This window comes from Aeromonas sp. ASNIH4 (assembly GCF_002934425.1).
Lineage (GTDB): Bacteria > Pseudomonadota > Gammaproteobacteria > Enterobacterales > Aeromonadaceae > Aeromonas > Aeromonas hydrophila.
The window spans coordinates 3,333,905-3,355,795 of record NZ_CP026217.1 but is presented as its reverse complement, the minus strand read 5'-3'; the positions used below and the strand labels follow the sequence as shown (position 1 = coordinate 3,355,795).

The following is a 21,891-nucleotide window of genomic DNA, read 5'->3' as shown; positions in this document are numbered from 1 at the left end:
TGCTGGGGCTGGCCGCAGGTGCCGCCAAACGGAAGGCAAAAAAACGCCCCGGTAGGCATAGCGGGGCGAAAGGCAGCACATCCTTGAGCTAACAACAGGGGGTCAATAACCGAACCGAGTGGCCTCGAAGCGGTTAAGCAGTCGGTGGATGAGGTAACAGGCCAGCAGGGTGGCGACGATGGCAAACAAGATGCTGCTGACCCGGTAGAGGGCGCTGAACACCAGATCGTTGCCCGGCGTCAGGTATTGGCCGAACAGGATGCCGAGGGTGGTGAGGGCACCGAAGCCGACCCCGGAACCGCTCGCCTCCTTCACGTGGGCATGGCTGAACAGCATGGCGCCGAGCCAGAGCATGGGGGCGACCAGCAACAGCAGTCCCGACCAGTCGTAGAGCACCAGCTGGCTGACCAGGCCGAAGCTCACCCCGAGCAGGGTGCCCATGGCCCGTTTGCGGGCATAGCTCAGGGCGCCGTCCCAATGCATGGGGAAGAGCACCAGCAGGGTCGTGGCCTGGGCCGACATGGAGTCCCGCAGATCGAAGATCTGGAACACCATGAAGGAGAGGGTGGCGATGCTGGCGCCAAGCAGCGCCTCGTGCCGCATCCGGTGTGGTGCCTTGGGGGAGGGAGCCGGTTTGGGGCGCTCCTCCACGTCCGGGATCAATGCCGTCATCAGGTAGGCGATGAGCACTGACAGCACGCTGGCCCACAGGTTGCTGAAGATAAGGTCGTTGAGATCGGTCTGCGGGTAACTGGCAAAGTGCAGCATGATGCTGAGACTCAACACCCCGTTGGCACCGAACAGGAACAGGCTGCCCCGCGACATGGCGGCGAAGCGGTAGAGAAACAGCAGGAAGGCGATGGGAACCATCAGGCCGGGATGGCCGCCAAACAGCCCCCCCAGCAGCCCCACTTCCAGCCCGCAGACCACGGCGGCGGCGATCAGCTGGCGGGCGGCATGGCCGTTCATCACCGGCACCATGCCCAGCAGCAGCACCGGCGTGACGGTGTAGAAGACACCGTAGTTCCAGCCAAACAGCTTGCAGAGCAGAAAGCCGGTGGTGCTGCCAAAGGCGATGCGCAGGCATTGGCGCAGTTCGTTGGCGGTGAGGGGCCTGTGCCATAACGTCATTGCCGTCACCTCAGTAGATGTAGTGCAGCAGGCTGAGCAGGCGGATCTGGGCGCGGGCCAGCAGTCCGGTCAGGGCGTTGTCGGGCAGCAGCTGCACGGTGGCGCGGGCACCGGCCGGCAGATGGGCGGGCAGCTGTTCCAGCGCCAGGTGCAGGCGCAGACGCTGGGCGTCGCGCACCCAGCGATCCGACTCGGTGGGGCTGGCCAGGAGGCCGTTGGCATCGAACTGGCCGGCGCTGACCCCGGCATCCAGGCTGGTGACCCGGGCCGGATAGAGGCGACCCGGCTCGCCATCGAAGGCGACCAGTGCCTGGCTGTCCTGATTGACGTGGCGCAGGCTCTTCTCGCGAAAATCGGCGATCACGTCCACCTGCTCGGAGACCAGCGCCAGCAGCGGTGCACCGGCCGCGGCGAAGCTGCCCGGCTTGAGCTGCAGGTTGGTGATGATGCCGTCCTGGCTGGCGTGGACCCGGCTGTAGGCGAGGTTGAGCTCGGCCTGGGCGAGGCGGTTGCGGGCCTGGCGCAGCAGCAGGTTGTCGTCGCCGGGCAGACCACGGTTGACCCTGGCCTGGGTCATGCGGGCCTTGCTGGCCAGCAGGTTGGCCTGGGCGGTGCGAAACGCACTGTCGGCGTCATCCTTCTGCTGCTCGGAGACCATGTGGCGGCGATAGAGGGCATCGATGCGCTCCGCTTCCCGCAGCTTGAGGGCGGCCTGGGTCTGCAGCGAACTGAAGTCGGCGCTGGCGGCATTGAGGGTGGCATCAAGCTGACGATTCTGCTGCTCGGCCTGGGCCAGGGCGAGGCGGGCCTGCTCCACCGCCAGCTCAAAGGGGGCGGGATCGAGCACGAACAGCAGGTCGCCCTGTTTGACGTGCTGGTTGTTGCCGACGGCCACCTCGACCACCTTGCCGCTGACCTGGGGCGCCATCTTGGTCACGACGCGGGTCGCCATGGCTTGCGGGGTGAGCGGCATCTTGAGGTCGGCCAGCAGGAAGTAGGCAAAGACCAGTACGAAGGCGCCCATGGCCCATTTTATCCAGCGCTTGAATTGTTGATCCGGGGTCATTTCACTCTCTCTCTTCACTCTGTGCACCTATCTTGCCGAGGGCATTGGCGCAGATGCGATGCACGATATCTTCAAACTGTTCCAGCTCCCGCTGGCTGATGCCGGCGAGCAGCTCCCGGCGTATCTCCATGATGCGATCTTCAATCTGGTCGAGCAGCGTCTTGCCGGCCGGGGTCAGGGTGACGATGCGGGCCCGCTTGTCCTGACTGCAGCAGTGGCGCTCCACCAGCCCCTGCTCTTCCAGCTGGCCCAGGGTGCGCATCAGGGAGGGCAGTTCGATCTCCAGCGCTTCGGCCAGGGTCTTCTGGCTGAGGTGGCCACCGAGCCGGCTCAGCTTCCACAGCGCCGTCCAGCGGGGATGGGTGAGGCCGAGGGGGGCCAGTTCGAGATCGGCCACGGTGCGCCACAGCCGATGCAGTCGGCCGACCCGCTCGGCGAGGGACAGCTCGCGCAGCATTTCCAGATCCTTCATCATGAGGCTCTCCATTTACTTAGCTTGCTAAGCATTGTAGTTGTTTAGCAGGCTAAGTAAATAGTGTGATCGCGATCTTGTTTATGAAAATTGGAGGTAGGTTTCTTGTGGAGCTTGCTTGCTGGGTTTGAACGTCCTGTTGGCAGCAACCCGTGTCTGCCGCGAGCCTATTTGGGTGAATCATTCCCGCCATGGGCCGGTGAAATAACCAAATCATGTCACCAATCGTGCTGAAAATAGCCTTGGAATAGCCATGGCCGAGAATGTTGTCAGCAGAAAAATATTATCTGAATTCGGCAGGCTGTTTTTTATCCACTAATATTGATGGGTCAGCTAAACAGGGAGACGATAGCTGTGGAACGATATGAATCGGGTGACCCCCATTTCTCCATCGAGAGCCTGTTGGTGGAGGCGGAATATGTTGCCGATGGCCATTATGGGCTCAGCCTGGAAAGTACCGAAACCTGTCATGAATTTGACCCTGCCAATATTCCACTGTTATTAGCCGAATAGTTTTTCGGTTGGTGTCATGAGGCCGTCATCATCATCTGACGGTCTGTTGCAGGGCCCGTTTGTATCGGCTCAAACGCTCCCCTGAGGCAGGCACGACCTGCCATGGGCAGCTCCTCTTTGCGGGCCTCGGCGTGATCGCCTGTCCGTAATCCTTCTGGTGTCTCTTCCAGTCTGCGGCAGTTTGTTCGATTGGGATTTACTGATCTTGAGATCGCCACTCAATCCTTGCCGGTGATCAATCAAAATAGCATCGAGCGGGGCAAGCATGGTTTCCCATTATTGAGAAGCATGCCGACTGTTATTTAATCGTTATTTGATAATGGCCCCATCAAGAGCCTGATGGCATTGAGAGATGAGTGCCCACCGGTTTGATTGGCACGGCACAATAGTGCGCCTGAATAATACCAATGACAGGCTGGGCGACATCCTCTGCCAGCCATAACGTTTAAGAATTTAATGTTTTTATATGCCTTTGCAGACAGGCTAACCGACAGGGGCGAGAGAGATGGCTAGAGTGGCGCCACACCACACGCTGGAGCATAACAATGAAAAACCTCTCTACCCCACAGACCCGGATCGCGTTGTTTGGCGACCGACAGATTGCCGGCATGCCCATGATGATCTTCCTCGGGCTTGCCACCTGCGTACTCTTCTCGGGCTGGAACGGCTCTCTGCCACTCGGCATGGTCGGCGCGCTGGCCTTGATGTTCGTGCTCGGCACCCTGCTGACCGAGCTGGGCGAGCGCATCACTCCCATCCGCGAATACCTGGGTGGTGGCACCATCCTCGCCATCTTCGGTGGCGCCGCCCTGTTTGAATACCGGATCCTGCCTGTCGAGGCGGGCCAGGTGATCATCGGCTTCATGAAGGAGGGGGGCTTTCTCAACTTCTTCATCGCCAGCCTGGTGACCGGCTCGGTGTTCGGCATGAGCGGCGCCCTGCTGAAAAACGCCGCCATGCGCTACCTGCCGGTGATCCTGGGGGGCGTCGCGCTGGCGCTGCTCAGCGTCGGTCTGGTGGGCGCCCTGATGGGGTATGGCTTCAAGAATGCGGTGCTGCTGATCGGCCTGCCCATCATGGGGGGCGGCATGGGGGCCGGCGCCGTGCCGCTGGTGGAGATCCTCTCCGGACCGCTGCAGATGTCGAGCGCCGATCTGCTCTCGCGGATGGTGCCGGCGGTGGTGATCGCCAACACCCTGGCCATCCTGGTGGGGACCTTGCTGGCCCGCCTCGGTCGCCGCTACCCCTCCCTGACCGGCAACGGCAAGCTGATGATAAAAGAGAGTGCCGCTGACGTGGCCGAAGAGAAGGTGCAGGCGCCGACGCTGGAGAGCCTTGGCCTTGGGCTCTTCATCAGCTCCAGCATGTTCGTGCTGGGCTCATTGCTCGGCAACTTCATCCCCATGCACCCTTTCGCCCTGATGATCCTGGCGGTGGCCGTCATCAAGGTGAGCGGCCTGCTGCCCCGTCGCTACGAGCAGGCGGCGGCCGACTGGTACCAGTTCGTGGTCAGCAACCTGACTCCCTCCCTGCTGGTGGGAATCGGTGTCGCCTACACCAGCATTCCCGAGCTCATCAGCGCCTTCTCCGTCAGCTACTTCGTGCTGGTGCTGGTGACCGTGGTTGGCGGTGCCCTGGGGGCGGCGCTGGTGGGGCGAATGATCGGCTTCTACCCCATCGAGGCGGCCATCACCGGCGGCCTGTGCATGGCCAACATGGGGGGCACCGGCGATGTGGCCGTGCTCTCGGCGGCCCAGCGCATGACCCTGATGCCGTTTGCCCAGATCTCTTCTCGTCTCGGGGGCGCCGTCATGTTGATCCTGGCCACCCTGCTCATCTCGCTGCTGGCATAAGGAACAAGATAATGAACGACATCATGATGGGCACCAGCCTGCCCTATGCCGAACGCAAGCGACAGGGATTGATGGGGCGCATGCCCCACAAGGAGGAGTCGCTGGCCCAGCAGCGGCGCCGCATCTACCGGCTGGTTTCGGCCATGCAGAGCCCGTTTGATCAGCACCTGCTGCTGCGCCAGCTGCAGGAGGACAACCCGGTACTGTTTTACGAGCTGGTGCGCCACCATCTGCCCGAGCTGTTGCCCATCATCTACACCCCGGTGGTGGGGGAGGCGTGCCAGCGCCACAGCGACCTTTATCTGCGCAGCCACGGCCTCTACCTCTCCTGGCACGACCGGGACGAGCTGGATGACATCTTCGCGGCGGTGGAGCAGGAGGTGGACGTCATCGTCATCTCCGATGGCGAGCGGGTGCTGGGGCTAGGCGATCTCGGCATCGGCGGCATGGGGATCTGCATCGGCAAGCTGGCGCTCTACTCCGCCGCCGGCGGCATCAACCCGGCGCGCACCCTGCCGCTGTGTGTCGATGTGGGCACCAACAACTCCGAGCTGCTGGAAGATGACTCCTACCTCGGCTGGCAGGCGCCGCGGGTGGATGGCGAGCCCTATTACCAGTTCATGGACAAGGTGGTGGCCGCCATTCGCAAACGCTGGCCAGAGGTGGTGCTGCAGTTTGAAGACTTTGCCGGCAAGCATGCCGCCAATCTGCTGGCCCGCTACCGCGATGAGCTGTGCATGTTCAACGACGACATCCAGGGCACGGCGGCGGTGGCATCGGCCTGCGTGCTGGCGGGACTGCAGCAGGCGGGCAGTACACTGGCCGATACCCCGGTGCTGATCGTCGGGGCCGGCTCGGCCGGCTGTGGCATTGCCGCCATGCTGGCCCAGCTGGCAGGCGGCACGGAGCGGGTGCAGCTGTTCGATCAGGATGGCCTGGTCTGCCAGGACCGCGCCGGGCTCACCCCGGCCCAGCAGCCGTTTGCCCGCCCGGCGGCGGAGGCGTGCCACTCCCTGGCCGCGCTCATCGAGCGGCTGCGCCCCGGGGTGTTGATCGGGGTAAGCGGTCAGGGCGGCCTGTTTGACGAGGCGGAGCTGACGGCCATGGGGGAGGTGTGCGAGCGGCCGGTGATCCTGCCGCTCTCCAACCCCACCCGCAGCGCCGAGGCGACCCCAACCCTGGTGTGGCAGGCGACCGGCGGGCGCGCCTTGCTCGCCACCGGCAGCCCCTTCCCGCCGGTGACGGTGGACGGGGCGGCGCGGGTGGTCTCCCAGTGCAACAACGTCTATGTGTTTCCGGGCATTGGCCTCGGGGCCTGCGCGGTCAAGGCGCGGCGCATCAGCGACGGCATGCTGCGGGCGGCGGTGCAGGCGGTGGGCGCCTATCCGCTGGCCGAAGGGCGGCTGCTGCCCCCCATCGAGCAGGTGGGGGAGGTGGCCCGCGCCGTGGCGAGGGCGGTGGCACTCTGTGCCCGTGCCGAGGGGCTGGCCGATTTTGCCGGCGATCCCGCACCTTTGATTGACCAGACCTGGTGGCGCCCGCACTATTGGTCCGCGTCCTGATGTTGCAAGGCTAATCGATGAAACTGCGTCACCAACTGGTCACCCTCTCCCTGGGCCTGTCACTGCTCCTGATCGTCATCCTGGGCAGCCTGCTGGCGCTCTTTATCCGCCACCTGCTGGAAGTGAACCTGGAGGAGAAGGGGGGGGATCTGGCGCGGGTGCTGGCAGCAGACCAGCGGGTGGTGCAGGCGCTGGAGTGGGGCAGCGATCCGGGTCTGCGTGACTATGTGCAGGGGATCTGCAGCCGCACCGACGCCGCCTACATGGTGGTGACCGACGAGCACGCCCGCCGGCTGAGCCACCCCTCCCCGGAGCTGGTGGGCGGCCTGTTTCGCGGCGAGGATATCTGGCCCTCCCTCAACGAGCGCAGCAGCTACTGCTCCAAGGACGTGGGCACCCTGGGGCCGGCCATTCGCTGCTTCGCCCCGGTGATCGGGGCGGACGGGCGCGCCATCGGCGCCGTGGTGGTGGGCTATCTGATGCAGACGGTAGAGGGCATCTATCTGGATCGGATCGCCCTGCTCATCAGCGCCATCGGCGCCGTGCTGGGTTGCGGCCTGCTGCTGGCGCTCTGGATCCAGCATCGGCTGCGGCGCACCCTGCTGGATCTGGAGCCGGAGACCATCGTCAACCGCTTCGTGCTGCAGGAGCTGGTGCTGGAGCACATCTCGGAGGGGGTGATCGCCCTCGACAGCCAGGGCCACATCCGCATGCTCAACAGCGCCGCCTTTTACCAGCTGCGCCTGCCCGGCACCGGCCGCCACTCCCTGCTCGGCCAGCCACTGGCGGAGTTGTCGCCGCCGCTCGCCCCCGCCCTGACCCAGCTAGAGACCGAGCTCGGCTTCACCGTGCACGGCGAGTCGTTCATCGGGCGCTGGCAGGCGGTGGAGGGCAAGATCCCCGGTCGGCTGCTGATCTTCAGCCGCCCCGAGGTGACCGGCAGCCTCGGCATGCAGGTGACTCACCTGCGCCAGTATGCCGAGATGCTGCGGATGCAGACCCATGAGTTCGCCAACAAGCTCAGCAGCCTCTCCGGCCTGCTGCAGCTGGGTCACGTGGAGCAGGCGGTGGAGCTGATCCAGCAGGAGAGCGAAGCGTGCCAGACCATGCTGCACGATCTGCTACGGGCCATCGAGGACAAGCCGGTGGCCGGGCTCATCCTCGGCAAGTTCAGCCGGGCCCGCGAGCTCGGGGTGGAGCTGGTGCTGGATCCCGATTCGGCGCTGGGCGAGTACCCGGCGGCGGTGTCGGCGGATCTCATCACCCTCATCGGCAACCTGCTGGACAACGGCATCCGCGCCGCCTGGGCCCGGCGCAAGCAGTGTCCGCCACGGGTGCTCATCTCCCTCAATGACTTCGGGCGCCGGCTGGTGATCGAGGTGGAGGACAGCGGTGAGGGGGTGGACGAGGCGCTGGCGGATCATCTGTTTGATTACGGCATCAGTCGCCAGACCGGCGATCACGGTGTCGGTCTGTTCCTGGTCAAGGAGACGGTGGCCAGGCGAGGGGGTGTGATAGAATGGCGCCGCACCGCCGAACAGACGACGCTGTTCGGTATCTACTTGAATAAAAACCAATTGGTGTGATCTATGGAGCCCATTTTCACTCTGGTGATCGAGGATGACGAACGGATAGGATCCATTCTGGCCGAGCTGGTCTCCTCCACCCCCGGATTTTCCCTGCTGGGTCGGGCCGAGAGCCTGACCCAGGCCGATCTCATGATGCGCGCGGCCCAGCCGCAACTGCTGCTGGTGGACATCTCGCTGCCCGATGGCTCAGGCCTGGAGTGGGTGAACCGGCTGCGCAGCCACAACCGCGAAGCCTACGTCATCATGGTGACCGCCTCCTGCGACGTGGAAACTATCCAGCAGGCCCTCAATCAGGGGGTACAGGATTACATCATCAAGCCGCTGCGGCTGTTTCGCATCCAGCAGAGCCTGGACGAGATCCTCACCCTGCACCGGCGCATCTGCGAGCGCGGCTCCCTCGAGCAGAGCGACCTGGACCGGTTGATGGGCAAGGTGAGACCCCAGGGGCGCGAGGTACGTGATACCCCCAAGGGGATCGACGCCATCACCCTGCGCCAGGTGCTGGAGCTGCTGGCGGGCGAGCCGGACAGCGCCTTCTCCACCGACACGGTGGCGCTGCGCCTGTCCCTCAGCCGCACCACGGCGCGCCGCTATCTGGAGTATCTGGAGTCGGAGGACAGGGTGGACGTGGATCTCAACTACGGCCAGCGCGGCCGGCCCGAGCGCCGCTACCACTGGCGGCGGGGCAGTTGAGCCGCATCTGTCATCATGGCTCTTCCAAAAAGCTCCGTTGAAGGCGCTTTTTGTGTCTGAATTTGCAACTCAATCCTAAACAGGATCGTTGTTGGAACCGATTTGTTCGTCGGCCTGGCAACCTGTGGCAATACCAGGTTGCCACAGGTTGATTTTTGCCGAGGCTAATTCACCGTGTGTCATTAAACGATGTAACTATATCAATAAGTTATCTGCATCTTTCTCATGGATAAACAGTGGCAAGGTATATGCACTATGGTCAAAGTGGCAATGAGTGCCACTGGGTTTATTCAACCTTGAAAGGAACATCGTATGTCATCGGATGTCAGTTCAATCGGTAGCTCTTCTCTCTCTGCCTCGTACAATAACGCAGCGTCTTCCGCCAGTGCTCAACCAGCAAAACACCACCATCACCATGATCGAGAGGGTGGGGGTGATAAAATGATGGGGGATGTAAAGTCTGCATTGTCATCGCTAGGAGTGAACGTCGATACCTCTAATAGCGATACAAAGTCAGCGTTATCATCTTTCATGCACAATTTGATGGGGGCTGTACGAGGTGCCTCTGGAAAAGAGGACGGTAATGATAATGACGGCGACGAAAGTGGCCAAGCACAAGCAGTCTCTTTGCAATCGAGTAGTGGCAGTAATTCTATGAAGCAGGGGCTTGATACACTGATATCAACATTGAGCAACGGCAACAGCTCTGACCCTGTTTTAAATACACTGCAGGATCAATTCAATTCGATTGTTGGCAGTGGTGCAGGCCAAAATGGTAACAAGGTATCACTTCAGGATTTTTTGAGTTCACTGGAAAGCAAGTTGCCTCAAGAATCCCCTGGTAGCGGATACATGGTTGATACGACGGCATAAGACAGGTCATTTATGACCTTGTTCGATATTGGAGGCTTCGGCCTCCAATTTTATGGGTTGATTTTGTTTTTGCCTATATGGAATCAACAGTCTTTTTTATTATCAGCTCTTTTTTCCAAAGAGCTAAAACCACATCCATCTGGCCATTGTGCACAATCTCTTTTCCAACTTTCCTCATTACCACATCCCAAAGTTGTACTGCGCTAAGTAATTCAGTATGTTGAGCTTCATAGTGTTGAAGAACACGTATTGCTTTGACAGCATAGCTTCCACTTTGAATCGCACGTGAATAACGCTGTCTCGATATGCCTCTTACCAGGCCTTCACTGCACAATCCCAAGAATGCCCCTTTTGGACACCCCTTTAACTGAGCTGACTGGCTTGAGGGATAGTGCTCTTGTGCCGCAAGTACCCAGGCGTCACAGGGATTATATTGGTCATCTGATTTACACATCAACACAGCCTTAATTGCCACGTCCCCATACCCCATCCAATCCTCCTATCAAGATGAAGGGGCCAAAGGCCCCTGGTAGTGATGTGCTGATGGCATCCTAAAATATATTATTGATGAACTGGGTTATGGCATGAATTTATTCACATCGCATCTTTCAACCACCTTTAGGCATTCGCTGCGGCAGTGACTGATAAATAACCAGCATGATGATGCAGGCAAAAAAAACCAAACTGGTACTAGTGACACCAAATCCCAGGCCTCCATGCTTTTCAGATTGTGATAGCCAGTCACCTATTGAAGCACCAAGTGGACGAGTCAGTACATAAACGATCCAAAATGCTAACACGGTATTCATTCTGAACCAATAATGAGCGATTGCGATGACTGCGATCAGCGATCCGAAAAGCAATGTGGCATTCATATACCCCATGTTCAGTCCCTCTGATACCCAGTCGCCTGCAGCTGTGCCCAATGCGAAGGTTACGAGAATGGCTGCCCAGTAAAATAGTTCGCGTTTGCGGGTATCGATAGAACGGATGGACAAGGTTTTTTCTTGTGCATACCAAACCCGGAAGGTGGCCAATAGCACAACCGTAAACACACTGGTTGAGATCGCCAACGGTACTCCAACTTGGTCGGTCAGATTATCCGTCACCAAGGTGCCGAAAATACTCACGAGCACAACAGCTAGCCAATATTTCCAGGGGGTATAGCTAGTTGCTCGAACTTGTATCAAGAGTGTCGCGATGAGGAGGACCCCCATCAGCAAGGAGGTAACCGTTAAACCCAGATGCAGGTTAAAGATCAAGAAGTCTGCAGCTGTTTCCCCAACAGTCGTCGACATCATTTTGATCAACCAGAATGTCAAGGTGACCTCTGGCACTTTGTTGAGCAAGTTGACGGTGTTTGTACCCATAAAGCACCTGCTGATGGTTAAGTGTCCGTTTATTGTTCTTGAATCTACTTCGGTATCCTTAAGATACAGTTAAGGGAGCTTGCGCTCCCTTTTTGTTGCCATTTGAGTGCAAAAAACGGTGCTGCCGGCCGCTCAGGCCTCTTCCAGCAGGGCCGGGCGGGCCTTCGGCTTGAACTGGGAGAGCATGACCCCCGCCAGGATGAGACCACCCCCCAGCAGGTGGTAGCCGTGTATCGGCTCCCCCAGGCTGATGACGGCGATCAGCGCCGTGCACAGCGGCATCAGGTTCATGAACACCGAGGTGCGCTCGGCCCCCATGCAGGCGAGGCCGCGCATCCAGCAGTAGGCGGCGAAGAGGGAGGAGGCGATGCCGGCAAACAGCACCAGGCCCCAGCCTTCGGCCGGCACCGCCAGCGACTCGGCGCAGAGGGCCACCGGGATCAGCAGCAAGACCGCCAGCAGGATCTGCAGGTAGAGGTTGAGCCAGGGGCCGAACGGCAGTTGCCAGCGGCGGATCAGCAGGCCATAGAGGGCGTAGCTGGCGGAGCCGAGCAGCATCAGGCCGTCGCCTTGATTGATGCCGTCGTGCAGCAGCGCCAGCGGCTGACCCAGGCTCAGCAGCCAGAACACCCCGAACAGGGAGATACTCATGCCGATCAGCGCCTGTTTGCCCGGCCGCTGGCCGAAGAAGAGGGCACTCTGCAGCAGGGTTAGCAGCGGGATAAGGGAGCCGATGACCCCCATGTTGGTGGCCGAGGTGGTGTGGGCGGCGTAGTAGGCGAGGCACTGGTAGAGCACCATACCAAGGGCCGCCAGTAACAGCAGCTTGCCGAGCCAGGGGCGGATCTCGCCACGACGGCGCCACAGTTGCGGCAGGCAGAAGGGGGTCAGTGCCAGAGCGGCGATCACCCAGCGGTAGAAGGAGATGGCCGCGGGATCCAGCACGTCGGCGGCGGCCTTGGACACCACGGTATTGGTGGCCCAGATCAGCACGGCGAGCAGCGGAAACATCAGCGGGTAGAAGATACGCATCAAAGACTCCTTATTATCGAGGTGATCAGTCTACCCTTGTCTTTCTGTTATCAAGTAACGTAAAACTGACAAATCATCCCGCGCAAAGGACAATCCGCCCGCCATGGCCATACGTCACTACCATCCGACGGACCTGCATCTGCCAGAGCCCAATCCGCTCTATCTGCGCTACCAGCAGATCCAGGCCGAGAGCGCATGTGCGCCCCACAGCCACCCCTGGGGCCAGCTCAGCCTCATCAGCCTGGGGGTGATGGAGATAGTGCTGGACGATCACCGGCTGGTGGCGCCGGCTGACTACCTCATCTGGGTGCCGGCGGATCTGGAGCACGCCTCCTACAACCAGCAGGCCCTCGACTACACCTCCATCTACGTCAATCACGCCCTGGCGGCGCGGCTGCCGGCCGAACCCAGGCTGCTGCAGATGACCCCGCTGATCCGCGCCATCCTGGCCGATTTTTGCGATCGCAAGCTGGGCCACATGGCGGATGAGTGGGACGTGCGCCAGGCCGAGCTGCTGGTGGAGAAGCTGACCCGCACCCGCTGCCAGGACAGCTACCTGCCCATGAGCCAGGACAAGCTGCTGGCCCCCATGCTGGCGGCGCTCTACAGCGACCCCGCCGACCCGCGCACCCTGGCCCAGTGGGCCGAGCAGTTGCACACCACCGAGCGCACCCTGGCCCGGCGCTGCGTACGGGAATTGGGGATGAACTTCGGCCAGTGGCGGGCCCGGCTCAAGCTGCTCAAGGCGCTGGCCTGGCTCAAGGGGGAGCTGCCGGTGCAGGAGATTGGCTGGCGGCTCGGTTACGGCTCCACCTCGGCCTTCATCGCCATGTTCAACCGGGAGCTGGGCTGTTCGCCCCAGCGCTATCGCCAGCAGCTGGGCATAGGTGCCGGGCAGGCAGCGCTCTAGCTGCGACCACTCTAAGCAATGAAAAGGGCGCCCGCAGGCGCCCTTGTTGATCACGGGAGGGGTTTAGAAGAAGCCGAGGGGATTGATGTCGTGACTCACCAGCAGGTTCTTGGTGTTCTGGTAGTGGTCCAGCATCATCTTGTGGGTCTCGCGGCCGATCCCTGACTTCTTGTAGCCGCCAAAGGCCGCGTGCGCCGGGTAGGCGTGGTAGCAGTTGACCCAGACCCGGCCGGCCTGGATACCGCGCCCCATGCGCCAGGCCAGGTTGCTGTCGCGGGTCCACAGGCCCGCCCCCAGCCCGTACTGGGTGTCGTTGGCAATCGCCAGCGCCTCCGCCTCGTCCTTGAAGGTGGTGACCCCGAGCGCCGGCCCGAAGATCTCCTCCTGGAACACCCGCATCTTGTTCTGACCCGAGAAGATGGTGGGCTGGATGTAGAAGCCCCCCTCCAGCCCGCTCACCCTGGCCGGGCCGCCGCCGATCAGCATCTTGGCCCCTTCGCCGCGACCGATCTCCATGTAGCTCAGGATCTTGTCGAACTGCTCGCGCGACGCCTGGGCACCGACCTGGGTGGCGGTGTCGAGGGGGTTGCCCTGGACGATAGTGCGGGCGCGGGCCAGCACCTTGTCCATGAAGTCGTCATAGATGCTGGCCTGCACCAGGGCGCGGGAGGGGCAGGTGCACACCTCGCCCTGGTTGAAGAAGGTCATCAGCATCCCTTCCACCGCCTTGTCGATGTAGCTGCTCTCGTGCTGCATCACGTCGGCGAAGTAGATGTTGGGGGACTTGCCGCCCAGCTCCACGGTGGAGGGGATCAGCTTGTCGGCGGCGCAGCGCAGGATATGGGCGCCCACCTCGGTGGAGCCGGTGAAGGCGAGCTTCTGGATCCGGTTGCTGGTGGCGAGCGCCTGGCCCGCCTCGGCGCCGAAGCCGTTGACCACGTTGACCACCCCGGCAGGCAGGATGTCCTTGATGAGATCCATCATCAGCATGATGGTGACCGGGGTCTGCTCGGCGGGCTTGAGCACGCTGCAGCAGCCGGCCGCCAGCACCGGGGCCAGCTTCCAGGCCGCCATCAGCAGCGGGAAGTTCCACGGGATGATCTGGCCGACCACCCCGATGGGCTCCTTGAAGTGGTAGCTGACGGTGTTCTGATCCAGCTCGGCGGCCGAGCCCTCCTGGGCGCGGATGCAGCCGGCGAAGTAGCGGAAGTGATCCACCACCAGCGGCAGGTCGGCGGCCAGGGTCTCGCGCACCGCCTTGCCGTTCTCCCAGGTCTCGGCGATGGCGAGCACCTCGATGTTCTGTTCGATGCGATCGGCGATGCGCAGCAGCAGGTTGCTGCGCTCGGTGACGCTGGTCTTGCTCCAGCTGGCGAATGCCTTGTGGGCGGCGTCCAGCGCCAGCTCGATGTCGGCGGCGTCGGAGCGGGCCACCTCGCAGAACACCTTGCCATCCACCGGCGAGATGTTCTCAAAGTAGCGGCCGGCGCGCGGCGCCACCCACTCACCACCGATGAAGTTGTCGTAACGGGACTTGAAGCTGACCAGGGCACCTGCCTGACCGGGAGCGGTATAAATCATCTCATCATCCTTTATGTGTGTGGTCCTGACCGGGCTGGCGGGCAACCCGGTTGCTGCTGTGTATCGCAAGGGACGTGCCAGAGGGTCCGACCAGCACAGTAAAAGTTACAAAAACGTTATCAAACGGGGTGCGGCAGCGTATCTTGGTTAACCAATGACCAGGGCGAAGGTGAGGAAGCTGTGCCGATTCTGGACAGTGACCGTGACAGTCGTGCTGTTTGTGAACAGGAGGCGTGATGAGCGAATTATCTCAATCGAGTGCCAGCCCGATCGAGCGTTCCTGGCAGCGCTGTCTGCATCAGGGGCTGAGCCGCCGGCAGAGCGCCGAGCTGGACTTGCTGCCCCAGGGGGAGCTGTCGGCCCGTCAGGAGCAGCACAGGGTGCTGATCGCCAGCTTCCAGCGCTTCGTGTTGCCGCTGTTTGGCCAGTTGCTGGCAGGGCGCCCCTGTCGGTTGCTGCTGTGCGACGGTGAGGGCGCCATCCTGGCCGCCAGCGGTGACGACGGCTTCGCCCGCCACGCCGAGCGCATTTTTTTGCGCAGCGGCGCCCGCTGGGGGGAGGCGAGCAAGGGCACCAACGCCATCGGCACCGCGCTGGCCGAGCAGAGCGAGGTGCAGGTGCTCGGCAATCAGCACTTCTTCGCCCAGCACAGCTTTCTCAGCTGCAGCGCCTGCCCGCTGCTCGGGCCAGACGGGCAACTGCTCGGGGTGCTCGACATCTCCACCGACGCGGCCCATCACGATGGCGACATGCTGGGCACGGTGCGGCTGTTGGCCATGACCCTGGAAAACGCGCTGCTGGCGCGCCAGCCGGGCTGGCTGGTGGATCTCGAGCCCCAGAGTCTCTGGTCCGCCCGTCTGCTGCTGGGGGAGGAGGGCGAGCTGCTCGGGGCCAACCGGGCCGGTCGGCTCTGGCTTGGCCAGCACCCCTTCGACGGCAAGCAGCTGCTGCGGGATCGGCGCGGACTGCGGCTGGTGCCGGAGGTTCTTCCCGTGGCGACCCAGCCCAGTCTGCCGACCGATGCTGGCGGCTCGCTCGGCCAGCAGGTGCCGCTCAAGATGCTGGAGCGTGGCATCTCGCTGCTCATCGAGGGGGAGACCGGCAGCGGCAAGGAGTACCTGGTGCGCGAACTGCACGGGCAGTCGAACCGGCGAGCGCAACCGCTGGTGTGCGTCAACTGCGGCGCCCTGCCGGCGGAGCTGGTGGAGGCCGAGCTGTTTGGCTATGTCGGCGGGGCCTTCAGCGGTGCCCGCAGCCAGGGCAGCCAGGGGTATGTGCGCGCCGCCCACGGCGGCATCCTGATGCTGGACGAGATCGGTGAGCTGCCGCTGCTGGCCCAGACCCGTTTGCTGCGGGTGTTGCAGGAGCGCGCCGTTACCCCGGTCGGCAGCCACAAGCCTGAGGCGGTGGATTTCTGGCTGGTCAGCGCCAGCCACCGGGATCTGGCGGCCATGGTGGCGGCTGGCACCTTTCGCGAGGATCTCTACTACCGTATCTGCGGCTGGCGGCAACTGCTGGCGCCGCTGCGCGACTGGCCGACCCGCGAGCGGCAGGCGCTGGTCCGGCTGCTGCTGGCCGAGATGGATCCTGCCCTGCGCCTGACCGATGAGGCCGAGCGCCACTTGCTGGCCCACCCGCTGCCCGGCAACGTGCGCCAGCTCAAGCAGGCACTGGAAGTGGCCTGCGTGCTGGCGGAGGGGCAGGGCTGGATTGAGCCTGCCCACCTGCATCTGCCGACCGTGGCCGTGGCGCCGGCCGCCACCACGGCGGTGGCGGGCAGTACATTGCGCGAGCAGAACCGGCAACGGGTACAGCAGACCCTGACAGAGTGCGATGGCAACGTGAGCGAGGCGGCGCGCCGGCTCGGCATCAGCCGCACCACCCTCTATCGGGCGCTGCGGGAGGCAGGCTGAGGGGTTTGTTGCCTGAGCTTTTTCGTGGTTAAGATGGGTCCACAAGAGACCCTTTGATGATTCTTTTGCATGGCATGGAGTGCTTTATGACGCGTACCCGATTTGATTGGCAAGACCCCTTCTTTCTCGACGGCCAGCTCGGCGAAGAGGAGCGGCTCATCCGCGACGCCGCCCGCGATTACTGCCAGGCACGGCTGATGCCCAGGGTGCTGGAGGCGAACCGCCGCGAGCAGTTTGACCGCACCATCATGAACGAGCTGGGGGAGCTGGGGCTGCTCGGCGCCACCCTGCCGGAGCAGTACGGCTGCGCCGGGGTCAATCACGTGGCCTACGGCCTCATCGCCCGGGAGGTGGAGCGGGTCGACAGTGGCTACCGCTCGGCCATGAGCGTGCAGTCGTCCCTGGTGATGCACCCGATCCACGCCTATGGCGACGAGGCTCAGCGCCAACGCTGGTTGCCGGGGCTGGCCCGGGGCGAGCTGGTGGGCTGCTTCGGCCTCACCGAGCCGGATGCGGGCTCCGATCCTGGCTCCATGAAGAGCCGGGCCGAGCGGGTTGACGGCGGCTATCTGCTGAGCGGCAACAAGATGTGGATCACCAACTCCCCCATCGCCGATCTGTTCGTGGTGTGGGCCAAGCTGGATGGCGAGATCACCGGCTTCGTGCTGGAGAAGGGGATGGCCGGGCTCTCTGCCCCCAAGATCGAGGGCAAGTTCTCCCTGCGCGCCTCCATCACCGGCGAGATAGTGATGGAGCGGGTCTTCGTGCCAGAAGCGAACCGGCTGGCGGGGGTGAGCGGCCTCAAGGGGCCGTTCGGCTGCCTCAACAAGGCGCGCTACGGCATCGCCTGGGGGGCGCTCGGCGCCGCCGAGTTCTGCTGGCACGCCGCCCGCCAGTACGGGCTGGATCGCCAGCAGTTCGGCCGCCCGCTGGCCGCCACCCAGCTGTTTCAGCTCAAGCTGGCCAACATGCAGACCGAAATTGCCCTCGGCCTGCAGGGCTGCCTGCAGGCCGGGCGCCTGATGGACGAAGGGCGCTGCCCGGTGGAGCTGGTGTCGCTCATCAAGCGCAACAGCTGTGGCAAGGCGCTGGAGATAGCCCGTGTCGCCCGCGACATGCACGGCGGCAACGGCATCAGCGACGAGTTTCACGTCATTCGCCACGTGATGAACCTGGAGGCGGTCAATACCTACGAGGGGACCCACGACATCCACGCCCTGATCCTGGGGCGGGCCCAGACCGACCTGCAGGCGTTTGAGTGATGGGGCCCCTTGCCGGCGTGCGCGTGCTGGATCTCAGCCGCGTGCTGGCCGGCCCCTGGGCCAGCCAGCTGCTTGCCGATCTCGGCGCCGACGTGGTCAAGGTGGAGGCCCCCGGGCGCGGTGACGACACCCGCCACTGGGGCCCGCCCGAGCTGGTGGCGGGGGAGGCGGCCTACTTTCATGCCGCCAACCGGGGCAAGCGCTCCATCGCCCTGGATCTAGCGCGCGACAGAGACACCCTGCTGGCATTGGTGGACTGTGCCGACGTGGTGATCGAGAACTTCAAGGTGGGGGGACTGGCGCGCTACGGCCTCGATTACCCAAGCCTCAAGGCCCGCCGCCCGGGGCTCATCTACTGCTCCATCACAGGTTTTGGCCAGGACGGTCCCTGGGCCCAGCGACCCGGTTACGATCTGCTGATCCAGGGGCTGGGCGGCTTGATGAGCATCACCGGCCAGCCGGACGAGGCCCCCGGCGGCGGGCCGGTCAAGGTGGGGGTGGCGCTCGTCGACATCCTCACCGGCCTCTATGCCACCATCGGCATCCAGGCGGCCCTGCGCCACCGGGAGCGAACCGGGGAGGGGCAGCAGATCGATCTGGCCCTGCTCGACGTGTCGGTGGCGGTGCTGGCCAACCAGGCGATGAACTATCTCGCCACTGGTCAGGCGCCAGGACGCCTTGGCAACGGCCACCCCAATATCGTCCCCTACGACGTCTACCCCACCCGGGATGGCCATCTGATCCTCGCGGTGGGCAACGATGGCCAGTTTGCCGCGCTGGCGGCCCTGCTGGGGGAACCCGGCTGGGTGACGGACCCGGACTTTGCCAGCAACAGCGCCCGGGTGCGCCAGCGCCATCGGCTCAATGCCCTGATTGCCGAGCGGCTGCTGGCGCGCAGCAGCGCCGAGTGGAGTGCCATGCTGGAGGCGGCCGGGGTGCCGGGCGGCCCCATCCTTACTCTGGATGCCCTGTTTGCCCTCGAGCAGGGGGCGGTGCGCGGCTGGGTGCAGCAGGTGCAGCGCGGCGAGCAGCCCTTGCCCACCCTGGCCAATCCGCTGCATCTGTCGGCCACCCCGGTGCGCTACGGGCGCGCCTCGCCGGCGCTGGACGGGGACCGGGATAGCGTGCTGCGCGACTGGCTCGGGCAGGGCTGAACCGGTTGCTTTAGGCGGGGAAGTCGCGCCTGTCCGGTAGGATGCTCCCCCCTTCTACCCTTATGTCCTCTCATCTGCCCCGGTGCTGGAGCCCGGGGCCGTCCCCCGCTATGATGCGCCCCGTCCATTCATCTGTTGAGGAACTTCCCATGGCACAACACATTGGCGCCCTGGCCCTGCTGGTGGCCGATTACGACCAGGCCATCGCCTTCTTTACCCAGGGACTGGGGTTCGAGTTGCTGGAAGACACGCCCCTCGACGAGCCGGGCAAACCGGGCAAGCGCTGGGTGCGGGTTGCCCCCAAGGGGGTCCCGGGTTCCGCGCTGTTGCTGGCGCGGGCCGCCACTCCGGAGCAGCGGGCCGCCATCGGCCAGCAGGGGGGCGGCCGGGTCTTCCTGTTCCTCGAGACCGACGACTTCTGGGATGATTACCAGCGCATGCAGGCGTACGGTGTCCACTTTTGTGAACAGCCGCGTATCGAGGCTTACGGCACCGTGGTGGTGTTCGAGGACATCAGTGGCAACCGCTGGGATCTGCTGCAACTCGCTGCTGCCAACTGAATCTGAAAACGTTTATCATCCCGCCTGTCATAAAGTCATAAAAGTGTCACAGAAAGTTCTAATAATTGGCGCACCCATCTTCACAGAGGAGAGAGAAGGGATATGGCTAAGCGAATTCTGGTGGTCGAGGACGAAGCACCGATCCGCGAAATGCTCTGCTTCGTGCTCGAGCAGAAGGGATATGAAACAGTAGAAGCTGAAGATTTTGCCGACGGATTGGCGAAGGTGCGCGAACCCTACCCTGAACTCATCGTGCTGGACTGGATGATGCCAGGCGGCAGCGGCATCCAGTTCATCAAGCAGCTCAAGCAGGATGAGGTGACCCGCCAGATCCCGGTGGTGATGCTGACCGCCCGCGGCGAGGAAGAGGACAAGGTGCGCGGGCTGGAGGCGGGGGCCGATGACTACATCACCAAGCCGTTCTCGCCCAAGGAGCTCACCGCCCGCCTGCATGCGGTGATGCGTCGCGTCTCCCCTACCTCGGTGGACGAGGTGATCGAGGTGCAGGGGCTCAAGCTGGACCCCGTCTCCCACCGGGTCAGCGCCGAGGAGAAGGCGCTCGACATGGGGCCGACCGAATTCAAGCTGCTGCACTTCTTCATGACCCACCCGGAGCGGGTCTACAGCCGCGAGCAGCTGCTCAACAATGTCTGGGGTACCAATGTGTACGTCGAGGACAGAACCGTGGATGTGCACATCCGTCGCCTGCGCAAGGCCATTGAAGAGACGGGGCACGATCGCTTGATCCAGACGGTGCGCGGCGCAGGCTATCGCTTCTCAACCCGTCTGTAGAGGAAGTTATGTTGCAACCTTATGCCTGGCGGCGCCAGTTGTGGCGAATGGCGTTCTTCTATGCGCCCTTCGCCTTGGTCGGCTGGTTGACGAATACCCTCGCCCTCTGCCTGCTGGCGGCCACCGTGCTGCACCTGGGCTGGCACTATCGCTTCCAGAAGCGGCTGTCGGACTGGCTGTGGCACGATCGCAGCCTGGTGCCCCCCAACGGCAGCGGCAGCTGGGAGTACATCTTCAACGGCATCTACAAGTTGCAGCAGCGCCACCGGGCCCGCCGCCGCGAGCTGGCGGGGCTGATCCGCCGCTTTCGGGAAGGGGCGGAGGCACTGCCCGACGCGGCCGTGGTGTTTCGCACCGACGGCAGCATCCTCTGGTGCAACCGGCTGGCCGAGCAGCTGCTCGGTTTTCGCTGGCCGGAAGATGCCGGTCAGCATATCGGCAACCTCATTCGCAATCCCGCCTTCGGCGCCTACCTCGGCAAGGGGCAGTATGACGAACCGTTCGAGATGACCTCGCCCATCAACGAGGAGAAGTTTCTCGAGTTTCGCATCATGCCCTACGCCGAGGATCAGGCCATGCTGGTGGTGCGGGACGTGACCCGGCTGCGCAGCCTGGAGAAGACCCGCAAGCACTTCGTCTCCAATGTCTCCCACGAGCTGCGCACCCCGCTCACCGTGCTCAAGGGCTATCTGGAGATGACCGAGGAGCCGCCGCCGCCCGCCATGTGGGCCAAGGCGCACAAGGTGATGATGGAGCAGACCATCCGCATGGACAATCTGGTCAATCAGCTGCTCACCCTGTCGCGCATCGAGGCGGCGCCGAGCGTGGATCTCTCCCACCTGGTGGACATGCCCGCCATGCTGGGGTTGCTGGAGCAGGAGGCGCGGGCGCTCTCCGGTGAGCGGGCCCACCAGATCGAGTTCATGGTGCAGCCCAATCTGTTGGTGCGTGGCGATCAGGATCAGCTGCGCAGCGCCGTCTCCAACCTGGTCTACAACGCCATCCACTACACTCCGGCGGGGCGCAAGATCACGGTGGAGTGGCGCAAGCAGGGGGCGATGGCATTGTTTGCGGTGCAGGATGAGGGGGAGGGGATCCCGCCCGAGCACCTGGCGCGGCTCACCGAGCGCTTCTATCGGGTCGACAAGGCCCGCTCCCGCCATACCGGCGGCTCGGGGCTGGGGCTTGCTATCGTCAAGCATGCCCTGAGTCACCACGACTGCCAGCTCGACATCGAGAGCCGGGTTGGCCTCGGCAGCCGCTTCAGCTTTCTCATCCCCGGCCGCATGGTGGTGGTGAAATAGTCTTTTCCGGCAAGGGGTTGGCATCAAAAGAGGGCGGCGATGGCGGCCCTTTTTTCATTTGTTAAACAAGCCCGCCATGTCATTAAAGTGTCACATTAAATCCATAAATTTGTCACTGCCAGGTCAGATACTGGCGCCGTCTTGAGAACGGACCTGTCGCCGGTTTGGCGCAGGGAGAGTACGAAACGCGACCAGCCGATCGCAGTGCTCGGGATGTGACCACTTTCGGCCTCAGATTGACGCTTGCCTTCTGCCACCACA

20 protein-coding genes are annotated in these 21,891 nt (G+C 63.1%); 13 read left to right on the top strand and 7 right to left on the bottom strand.

The features are described 5' to 3' along the window. Window positions 1–102: 102 nt before the first annotated feature. Genes C2U40_RS15395 through slyA form a run of 3 tightly spaced genes read right to left on the bottom strand, consistent with a single transcriptional unit; the run spans window position 103 to window position 2,672 of the window. Window positions 103–1,131, bottom strand: a complete 1,029-nt coding sequence (locus C2U40_RS15395; RefSeq protein ID WP_011705154.1) for a DUF2955 domain-containing protein — start codon at window positions 1,129–1,131, stop codon at window positions 103–105. 10 nt (window positions 1,132–1,141) lie between these two features. Continuing rightward, window positions 1,142–2,197 carry an HlyD family secretion protein gene (locus C2U40_RS15390; protein WP_016349913.1) on the bottom strand — a complete coding sequence of 352 codons (1,056 nt, stop codon included), beginning with the start codon at window positions 2,195–2,197 and terminating at the stop codon, window positions 1,142–1,144. 1 nt (window position 2,198) lies between these two features. Continuing rightward, a complete protein-coding gene (gene slyA / locus C2U40_RS15385) occupies window positions 2,199–2,672 on the bottom strand; it encodes a transcriptional regulator SlyA (protein WP_103828580.1) in 474 nt (157 codons plus the stop codon). Between the two features lie 318 nt (window positions 2,673–2,990). Between slyA and C2U40_RS15380 the strand changes: the two genes are divergently transcribed. From C2U40_RS15380 to C2U40_RS26160, 6 genes are all read left to right on the top strand, one after another. After that, window positions 2,991–3,182 carry a hypothetical protein gene (locus C2U40_RS15380; RefSeq protein WP_103828581.1) on the top strand — a complete coding sequence of 64 codons (192 nt, stop codon included), beginning with the start codon at window positions 2,991–2,993 and terminating at the stop codon, window positions 3,180–3,182. A gap of 545 nt (window positions 3,183–3,727) precedes the next feature. Then, window positions 3,728–5,035 (top strand): 2-hydroxycarboxylate transporter family protein, encoded by a 1,308-nt coding sequence (locus tag C2U40_RS15375; RefSeq protein WP_103828582.1) that lies wholly within the window; start codon window positions 3,728–3,730, stop codon window positions 5,033–5,035. A gap of 11 nt (window positions 5,036–5,046) precedes the next feature. Beyond that, a complete protein-coding gene (locus C2U40_RS15370; RefSeq protein WP_103828583.1) occupies window positions 5,047–6,597 on the top strand; it encodes an NAD-dependent malic enzyme in 1,551 nt (516 codons plus the stop codon). Between the two features lie 17 nt (window positions 6,598–6,614). Then, window positions 6,615–8,183, top strand: a complete 1,569-nt coding sequence (locus C2U40_RS15365; RefSeq protein WP_044799450.1) for an ATP-binding protein — start codon at window positions 6,615–6,617, stop codon at window positions 8,181–8,183. A 3-nt stretch (window positions 8,184–8,186) separates the two neighbouring features. After that, window positions 8,187–8,879 carry a response regulator gene (locus tag C2U40_RS15360; RefSeq protein ID WP_011705161.1) on the top strand — a complete coding sequence of 231 codons (693 nt, stop codon included), beginning with the start codon at window positions 8,187–8,189 and terminating at the stop codon, window positions 8,877–8,879. Between the two features lie 312 nt (window positions 8,880–9,191). Continuing rightward, window positions 9,192–9,752, top strand: coding sequence for a hypothetical protein (locus C2U40_RS26160; protein ID WP_146054392.1), 561 nt, complete (start codon window positions 9,192–9,194; stop codon window positions 9,750–9,752). A 73-nt stretch (window positions 9,753–9,825) separates the two neighbouring features. On the opposite strand, the gene C2U40_RS26155 is transcribed toward C2U40_RS26160, so the two are convergent. From C2U40_RS26155 to C2U40_RS15350, 3 genes are all read right to left on the bottom strand, one after another. Beyond that, a complete protein-coding gene (locus C2U40_RS26155) occupies window positions 9,826–10,242 on the bottom strand; it encodes a DUF6979 family protein (RefSeq protein ID WP_146054393.1) in 417 nt (138 codons plus the stop codon). Between the two features lie 118 nt (window positions 10,243–10,360). After that, window positions 10,361–11,122 carry a COG4705 family protein gene (locus C2U40_RS15355; RefSeq protein ID WP_039216049.1) on the bottom strand — a complete coding sequence of 254 codons (762 nt, stop codon included), beginning with the start codon at window positions 11,120–11,122 and terminating at the stop codon, window positions 10,361–10,363. A 132-nt stretch (window positions 11,123–11,254) separates the two neighbouring features. Then, window positions 11,255–12,154, bottom strand: coding sequence for a DMT family transporter (locus C2U40_RS15350; RefSeq protein WP_103828584.1), 900 nt, complete (start codon window positions 12,152–12,154; stop codon window positions 11,255–11,257). Between the two features lie 103 nt (window positions 12,155–12,257). Here C2U40_RS15350 and C2U40_RS15345 point away from each other — a divergent pair, with 103 nt between their 5' ends. Further along, a complete protein-coding gene (locus C2U40_RS15345; protein ID WP_044799451.1) occupies window positions 12,258–13,064 on the top strand; it encodes an AraC family transcriptional regulator in 807 nt (268 codons plus the stop codon). A gap of 63 nt (window positions 13,065–13,127) precedes the next feature. Here the strand turns inward: C2U40_RS15345 and exaC are convergent, their stop codons facing one another. Beyond that, complete coding sequence (gene exaC, locus C2U40_RS15340; RefSeq protein WP_005343899.1) at window positions 13,128–14,645, bottom strand: acetaldehyde dehydrogenase ExaC; 1,518 nt, start codon at window positions 14,643–14,645, stop codon at window positions 13,128–13,130. Between the two features lie 236 nt (window positions 14,646–14,881). Between exaC and C2U40_RS15335 the strand changes: the two genes are divergently transcribed. The 6 genes from C2U40_RS15335 (at window position 14,882) to phoR (ending at window position 21,630) form a co-directional block, all read left to right on the top strand. After that, window positions 14,882–16,558 (top strand): sigma-54-dependent Fis family transcriptional regulator, encoded by a 1,677-nt coding sequence (locus tag C2U40_RS15335; RefSeq protein ID WP_103828585.1) that lies wholly within the window; start codon window positions 14,882–14,884, stop codon window positions 16,556–16,558. Window positions 16,559–16,644: 86 nt separating this feature from the next. After that, the gene (locus tag C2U40_RS15330; RefSeq protein ID WP_103828586.1) at window positions 16,645–17,820 is read left to right on the top strand and encodes an acyl-CoA dehydrogenase; all 1,176 of its coding nucleotides are present in this window, start codon (window positions 16,645–16,647) and stop codon (window positions 17,818–17,820) included. Then, on the top strand, window positions 17,820–18,974 hold the full coding sequence (locus tag C2U40_RS15325; protein WP_103828587.1) for a CaiB/BaiF CoA transferase family protein: 1,155 nt from the start codon (window positions 17,820–17,822) through the stop codon (window positions 18,972–18,974). Before C2U40_RS15330 ends, C2U40_RS15325 begins: the two co-directional genes overlap by 1 nt. 149 nt (window positions 18,975–19,123) lie before the next feature. Then, entirely contained in the window at window positions 19,124–19,534 is a 411-nt protein-coding gene (locus C2U40_RS15320) for a VOC family protein (RefSeq protein WP_181014895.1), read from the top strand. Window positions 19,535–19,636: 102 nt separating this feature from the next. Next, the gene (gene phoB, locus C2U40_RS15315) at window positions 19,637–20,326 is read left to right on the top strand and encodes a phosphate regulon transcriptional regulator PhoB (protein ID WP_005298527.1); all 690 of its coding nucleotides are present in this window, start codon (window positions 19,637–19,639) and stop codon (window positions 20,324–20,326) included. Window positions 20,327–20,334: 8 nt separating this feature from the next. After that, on the top strand, window positions 20,335–21,630 hold the full coding sequence (gene phoR / locus C2U40_RS15310) for a phosphate regulon sensor histidine kinase PhoR (protein ID WP_024944739.1): 1,296 nt from the start codon (window positions 20,335–20,337) through the stop codon (window positions 21,628–21,630). Window positions 21,631–21,891: the final 261 nt, after the last annotated feature.

What these genes read in the sequence shown, in the direction of transcription:
- C2U40_RS15375 (WP_103828582.1), top strand. Translation starts at nt 3,728, where the DNA reads ATGAAAAACCTCTCTACCCCACAGACCCGGATCGCGTTGTTTGGCGAC.
- C2U40_RS15370 (WP_103828583.1), top strand. Translation starts at nt 5,047, where the DNA reads ATGAACGACATCATGATGGGCACCAGCCTGCCCTATGCCGAACGCAAG.
- slyA (WP_103828580.1), bottom strand. Translation starts at nt 2,672, where the DNA reads ATGATGAAGGATCTGGAAATGCTGCGCGAGCTGTCCCTCGCCGAGCGG.
- C2U40_RS15355 (WP_039216049.1), bottom strand. Translation starts at nt 11,122, where the DNA reads ATGGGTACAAACACCGTCAACTTGCTCAACAAAGTGCCAGAGGTCACC.
- C2U40_RS15320 (WP_181014895.1), top strand. Translation starts at nt 19,124, where the DNA reads ATGGCACAACACATTGGCGCCCTGGCCCTGCTGGTGGCCGATTACGAC.
- C2U40_RS15345 (WP_044799451.1), top strand. Translation starts at nt 12,258, where the DNA reads ATGGCCATACGTCACTACCATCCGACGGACCTGCATCTGCCAGAGCCC.
- C2U40_RS15350 (WP_103828584.1), bottom strand. Translation starts at nt 12,154, where the DNA reads ATGCGTATCTTCTACCCGCTGATGTTTCCGCTGCTCGCCGTGCTGATC.
- phoR (WP_024944739.1), top strand. Translation starts at nt 20,335, where the DNA reads ATGTTGCAACCTTATGCCTGGCGGCGCCAGTTGTGGCGAATGGCGTTC.
- C2U40_RS15330 (WP_103828586.1), top strand. Translation starts at nt 16,645, where the DNA reads ATGACGCGTACCCGATTTGATTGGCAAGACCCCTTCTTTCTCGACGGC.
- C2U40_RS15365 (WP_044799450.1), top strand. Translation starts at nt 6,615, where the DNA reads ATGAAACTGCGTCACCAACTGGTCACCCTCTCCCTGGGCCTGTCACTG.
- C2U40_RS15360 (WP_011705161.1), top strand. Translation starts at nt 8,187, where the DNA reads ATGGAGCCCATTTTCACTCTGGTGATCGAGGATGACGAACGGATAGGA.
- C2U40_RS15325 (WP_103828587.1), top strand. Translation starts at nt 17,820, where the DNA reads ATGGGGCCCCTTGCCGGCGTGCGCGTGCTGGATCTCAGCCGCGTGCTG.
- exaC (WP_005343899.1), bottom strand. Translation starts at nt 14,645, where the DNA reads ATGATTTATACCGCTCCCGGTCAGGCAGGTGCCCTGGTCAGCTTCAAG.
- C2U40_RS26160 (WP_146054392.1), top strand. Translation starts at nt 9,192, where the DNA reads ATGTCATCGGATGTCAGTTCAATCGGTAGCTCTTCTCTCTCTGCCTCG.
- C2U40_RS15395 (WP_011705154.1), bottom strand. Translation starts at nt 1,131, where the DNA reads ATGACGTTATGGCACAGGCCCCTCACCGCCAACGAACTGCGCCAATGC.
- C2U40_RS26155 (WP_146054393.1), bottom strand. Translation starts at nt 10,242, where the DNA reads ATGGGGTATGGGGACGTGGCAATTAAGGCTGTGTTGATGTGTAAATCA.
- C2U40_RS15390 (WP_016349913.1), bottom strand. Translation starts at nt 2,197, where the DNA reads ATGACCCCGGATCAACAATTCAAGCGCTGGATAAAATGGGCCATGGGC.
- C2U40_RS15335 (WP_103828585.1), top strand. Translation starts at nt 14,882, where the DNA reads ATGAGCGAATTATCTCAATCGAGTGCCAGCCCGATCGAGCGTTCCTGG.
- phoB (WP_005298527.1), top strand. Translation starts at nt 19,637, where the DNA reads ATGGCTAAGCGAATTCTGGTGGTCGAGGACGAAGCACCGATCCGCGAA.